At 62.0% G+C, this 4,699-nt stretch carries 5 protein-coding genes and 1 pseudogene; 5 read left to right on the top strand and 1 reads right to left on the bottom strand.

Going from position 1 to position 4,699, the window contains the following annotated elements; translation table 11 throughout:
• Positions 1-191: 191 nt before the first annotated feature.
• Complete coding sequence (locus IAE77_RS11380) at positions 192-962, top strand: SDR family oxidoreductase (RefSeq protein WP_294226326.1); 771 nt, start codon at positions 192-194, stop codon at positions 960-962.
• 3 nt (positions 963-965) lie between these two features.
• On the opposite strand, the gene IAE77_RS11375 is transcribed toward IAE77_RS11380, so the two are convergent.
• Positions 966-1,643 carry a class I SAM-dependent methyltransferase gene (locus tag IAE77_RS11375; RefSeq protein ID WP_294226322.1) on the bottom strand — a complete coding sequence of 226 codons (678 nt, stop codon included), beginning with the start codon at positions 1,641-1,643 and terminating at the stop codon, positions 966-968.
• A 112-nt stretch (positions 1,644-1,755) separates the two neighbouring features.
• On the opposite strand from IAE77_RS11375, the gene IAE77_RS11370 reads away from it, so the two are divergent.
• The 4 genes and pseudogenes from IAE77_RS11370 to IAE77_RS11355 all read left to right on the top strand — a co-directional run bounded on the left by IAE77_RS11370 (position 1,756) and on the right by IAE77_RS11355 (position 4,421).
• Complete coding sequence (locus IAE77_RS11370) at positions 1,756-2,610, top strand: hypothetical protein (RefSeq protein ID WP_294226321.1); 855 nt, start codon at positions 1,756-1,758, stop codon at positions 2,608-2,610.
• Positions 2,611-2,638: 28 nt separating this feature from the next.
• Entirely contained in the window at positions 2,639-3,145 is a 507-nt protein-coding gene (locus IAE77_RS11365) for a hypothetical protein (protein ID WP_294226319.1), read from the top strand.
• A 45-nt stretch (positions 3,146-3,190) separates the two neighbouring features.
• A complete protein-coding gene (locus IAE77_RS11360) occupies positions 3,191-3,760 on the top strand; it encodes an aminodeoxychorismate/anthranilate synthase component II (RefSeq protein WP_294226315.1) in 570 nt (189 codons plus the stop codon).
• Between the two features lie 167 nt (positions 3,761-3,927).
• Positions 3,928-4,421: pseudogene (locus IAE77_RS11355) on the top strand (VOC family protein).
• Positions 4,422-4,699 lie beyond the last annotated feature (278 nt).

Here is a 4,699-nt window from a genome sequence, read left to right as displayed (position 1 = left end):
TGCTCGCTTTCGCCGCTGTCATCGATTGGATGCAGCCGCTCAAGAGGTTTTAAAACACTGCCTAGCACCGGCACCTTCCTCTGCCGAATTTCGAAGCCGCCATGTGTCAGCGACTGCACTCAGCTCATATTGCGGAGCAAGATGGCTACTTTGCTGTCGCGCATTTCACAGGTGCATGCTAAACGGCGCGGATGTCCTCCCCACTTTTTGATCTCTCCGGCAAATGCGCACTCGTCACCGGCGGCAGCAAAGGCCTCGGCAAGGCGATGGCCCGTGGCTTTGCGGAAGCCGGCGCGGATGTCTTCATCTCCAGCCGCAATGCCGATGAACTGAATGCAGCAGCAGCCGAGATCGGCGAGGGATTGACGGTGAAAGTCGAGTGGATGGTCGCCGACATGGCGGATCGTGCGCAAGTGAAGGCCCTGGCGGCCGAAGCAGAGAAGCGGCTCGGCAAGGTGGACATCCTGGTGAACAACGCCGGCATCAACAACCCGCAGGCCATCGACGAGATCACCGACGAGGTGTGGGATCGCAACGTGGAGGTGGATCTGACCTCCGTCATGGCGCTGACCCGCGCCCTGGTGCCCGGAATGAAGCAGCGCAAATGGGGCCGTGTCATCCACACCTCCAGCGTGCTCGGCGTCGGCGGTCGTTTGAAGCGAAATGTGTATTGCGCATGCAAAGCGGCGCTGATCGGCCTGGCGCGTGCGAGTGCTCTGGATCTCGGTCCCTACGGCATCACGGTGAACTGCCTCTGCCCTGGCCCCTTCCTCACCGACATGCCTGGCAAGCTGCTCAACGACGAGGAAAAGAAATATTTCGCCGACCGCACCGCCGTGAAGCGCTGGGCCGCTCCGCGTGAACTGGCCGGCCCTGCGCTCATGCTGGCGAGTGAAGCCGGCAGCTACATCACCGGCCAGGGCATCGTGGTGGATGGCGGAGCGGCCGTGAACATCCTCTGACGTTCACTTCGCCTCCCCCTTCCCAAAGAACATCAAATGCTGCCACGGCAGCTCGTCGTATTCACGTTTCAGCGTGAAGCCGTTCGCGTTCATCTCCTTGTGGATCTGCGCCTTGCTCATTTTGTGCGCCGGTTTGATCGGCACGCTCTCGTCCTCCGCCCGGAATTCAACGAGCACGAGCAACCCGTCGGGCTTCAAGGCCGCTCGCATCGAGGCGAGCATCTGCACCGGGTGCGAGAATTCGTGATACACATCCACCAGCAGGATCATGTCGCACGAGTCCGGCGGCAGCTTCGGATCGTGATACAAACCGTTGATCGGCACGATGTTCTTGAGGCCCTTGGCGGCGATGCGTTTCTTCAGCATCTCGATCATCTCCGGCTGCACATCGACTGCGAGGACCTTCCCGTTTTCGCCGACCATCTCTGCCAGAGGCAGTGTGTGAAACCCATTCCCGCAGCCCATGTCGCACACAGTCATGCCCGGCTTCACATTCAGCTCCTTGCGCATCTTCGTCGGTGCCTCCTCGTCTTCACGCACACGACGCATCAGCCAGTCCGCGCCCTGCCAGTGCATGGTTTGCGCGATCTCGCGGCCCAGATACTCCGTCAGCGGCGGCGGCACCTCCTGAGCAGGAAGATTCAAAGCGGCGGCCAGGAGCAGAAAGAGGATGATTCGCATGACGTGGATGCATCAAACGTCGGAACCTGGGGAAATGTAGCGATTGGAGAGCGTGCAGAGTTTTCCAGACTCGCGCTGGAAATCACCGGGCTGCCTCGTATCATCGACCATCATGAATTTCCGTTTCATCGCCCGTTTGCTGCCCTTGATCGGGGCCGGGTTCGTCACGCTTCACGCCCAGGAAACGCCGCCTCCGCCCAGCCAGCCTGCGAAACCGGCCATTCCCGAGGATGTCGTGGGGGACGAGCATGTGCGGGAGGAGTTCGGCGTGAACCAGTTCACCACGCCGTCCATCCGCAAGCTCTTCGACATGCTGAACAAGGTGGGCAAGCTCAGCTACGACAACTTGAAGCGCCCCTTCTCCGACAAAACGCCCGCCGACCGTGTCCTGGTGTCCCTCGGACTCGGCACTCTCATCGCCGACGGCTTCCTCATCGTACAATGCGAAAAGGTGGAGGAAATGGAGCCCGTGGGCCGCGCCATGATCAAATATGGCAAGGCGCTGGGCGCTGGCAGCCGCATGAACAAGCACACGCAGAGCCTCTTTGAATACAGCCTGAAGGGCAACTGGCAGGACCTTCGCGTCGAACTGGCCAAAACACAGGCCGACGTCGAGGCGGAGATGGTGCAGCTCCGTGATGTGGACATCGCCCACCTCATCAGCCTGGGCGGCTGGCTGCGTGCGCTGGAAATCTCCACCCAGAGCATCAGCGACAACTACGCCGAGGAAAAGACCCGCCAGCTCACCCGTCGCGACATCGCCGAGTACTACATGATGAGCCTCGACAGCCTGCACCCCAGCATCATGAAGAATCCGAACCTGCAGTCCCTGCGCAAAGGCCTGGAGGAAATGATCCCCCTCGTCGATGTCCCGGAAGGCAAGGCTCTTTCCCAGGAGGAAGTGAAGGCGCTTCACAAGAAGGCGTCCTCGCTCGCCCACATCATCACCGACAAGATGAACGGCTGAGCCGTTCCCTTCCCGAAAAAACATCCCCATGGCCAGTCTCAACCCGCAACAGCGCCAGCTCGTCGAGCAATGGGCCGCTGAAGGTGCCACCCTCAATCAAATCCAGGACCGCCTTCGCACCGAGTGCTCAATCACCCTCACCTACATGGAGACACGCCTCCTCATCATGGAGCTGGGTGTCAAGATCCAGGACAAGCCCCGTGAGGCCCCTCCTACGCCACCAGAGGAGCAGCCGCAGCCATCACCCGCGGCCGATGTCGAAGTGGAGGACGACTTTGCCGACATGGCGGAGCCAGCCGACGCGGCTCCTGGCGGCACAGGCGGGCTGAAAGTCACCGTCGATGAAGTCCCCCCGCCCGGGGCGCTTGTCAGCGGCAAGGCCACCTTCAGCGATGGCAACACCATCCAGTGGTTCATGGACCAGATGGGCCGCTTCGGCCTGCGCGGCCCCACGCCCGGCTACCAGCCGCCGCCGGCCGACATCCCCGCCTTCCAGCGGGAGCTCGACACGCTCCTCAGCGTGCGCGGCTTCTGATCTTGGAACCTGAAACTTTGAACGTTAAACCTGAATTCCGGCCCCGTGCTTCTGATCATCGACAACTACGACTCCTTCACCTACAACCTCGTCCAGTACTTTGGCGAGATGGGAGCCGTCATGGAAATCCGCCGCAACGACCAGGTCACGCTCGATGAGATCGAAAAACTCAAGCCCGACCACATCTGCATCTCCCCCGGCCCCTGCACGCCGAAGGAAGCCGGCATCAGTTGCGCCGTGATCGAGCGCTTTGGCCGGACCACGCCGCTCCTCGGCGTCTGCCTCGGTCATCAGGCCATCGGCCACGTCTTCGGCGGCGATGTCGTCCGTGCCGGGCGCCTCATGCATGGCAAGACCTCGATGATCCATCACACGGGCAAATCCGTCTTCAAAGACATGCCCGAACCCTTCGAGGCCACCCGTTACCACTCGCTCCTCGTCAAACGTGCCACCCTGCCGGACTGCCTCGAAATCACCGCCACCTCCAGCGACGACGACACCGAGATCATGGGCCTCCGCCACAAGGAACTGCCCATCCACGGCGTCCAGTTTCACCCCGAATCCATCCTCACCCAGGACGGAAAGAAGCTGCTGAAAAACTTCCTGGAGATGTGATCCACGCGCGGAACCTGGCGCTCCGCGATGAGCCAGGAAAGGACGCAGAACGGATTTCGGGATGCTTCACCCGGGCAAACCCTCGCCACACCGGCGCATGCCCAGCCTGCTCGTGGCAACGAGCGTTTTCCCAGGGCCGGCGTGGCGGTTCCAAACGATACCCCCGCATGCAGAAGGTCACACCATTCCTGTCTTTCGACGGACAAGCCGAGCAGGCGGCCCAGTTCTACGTCTCGCTCCTGCCCGGCTCGCAGATCGACCGCATCACCCGCTCGCCCATGGACACTCCCGGCGGCAAGACCGGCTCGGTGCTCCTCGTGGAATTCACCCTCGCAGGCAGCTCTTACATCGCGTTAAACACCCCCGGTTTCACCTTCACCGAGGCCGTCTCATTCCTCATCACCTGTGCCGACCAGGCGGAGACTGACCGTCTCTGGGCCGCACTCACAGCGGACGGCGGAACAGAAATCGCCTGTGGCTGGCTGAAGGACGCTGGGGCGTCTTCTGGCAGATCACACCGGTCCGCATGCTGGAGTTGCTCCGCGATCCCGATCCGCATCGGGCCCGCCGCGCCATGGAGGCGATGACAAAGATGGTCAAAATCGACATCGCCACCATCGAACGCGCCGCCGGGGAAGCCTCGCCCCTGACCACGGCCTGAACTGCCACGGCGCAGAACGCCGCTTCCACCATTGAGCTGACAGGGACAGCACGCTGGGGCGAGCGGACCCTGCAACCGTTCCCAATTGGAACGTGACCACGCGCATCCTGGCACAAAGCACCCCTTGCTGTGCAACCGGGGCCGTTTCACCGCCACTCGTGCTTCGGACAGCGGCCATGAAGCTTCGCTTTGACGGCTGGATAGCCTGCACTTCTCACACTCTGGAGCTTGCGCGGCGGCGCTGTAGCGCGGAATTCCGATTCCGCGAAGGCCCCGCC

This window comes from Prosthecobacter sp., from assembly GCF_014879935.1.
Taxonomy (GTDB): Bacteria; Verrucomicrobiota; Verrucomicrobiia; order Verrucomicrobiales; family Verrucomicrobiaceae; genus Prosthecobacter.
The sequence above is the reverse complement of the archived record's forward strand: the minus strand, read 5'-3'. Positions and strand labels throughout refer to the sequence as shown.

Coding starts and splice junctions, on each gene's coding strand:
- IAE77_RS11370 (WP_294226321.1), top strand. CDS start 1,756: ATGAATTTCCGTTTCATCGCCCGTTTGCTGCCCTTGATCGGGGCCGGG.
- IAE77_RS11375 (WP_294226322.1), bottom strand. CDS start 1,643: ATGCGAATCATCCTCTTTCTGCTCCTGGCCGCCGCTTTGAATCTTCCT.
- IAE77_RS11365 (WP_294226319.1), top strand. CDS start 2,639: ATGGCCAGTCTCAACCCGCAACAGCGCCAGCTCGTCGAGCAATGGGCC.
- IAE77_RS11380 (WP_294226326.1), top strand. CDS start 192: ATGTCCTCCCCACTTTTTGATCTCTCCGGCAAATGCGCACTCGTCACC.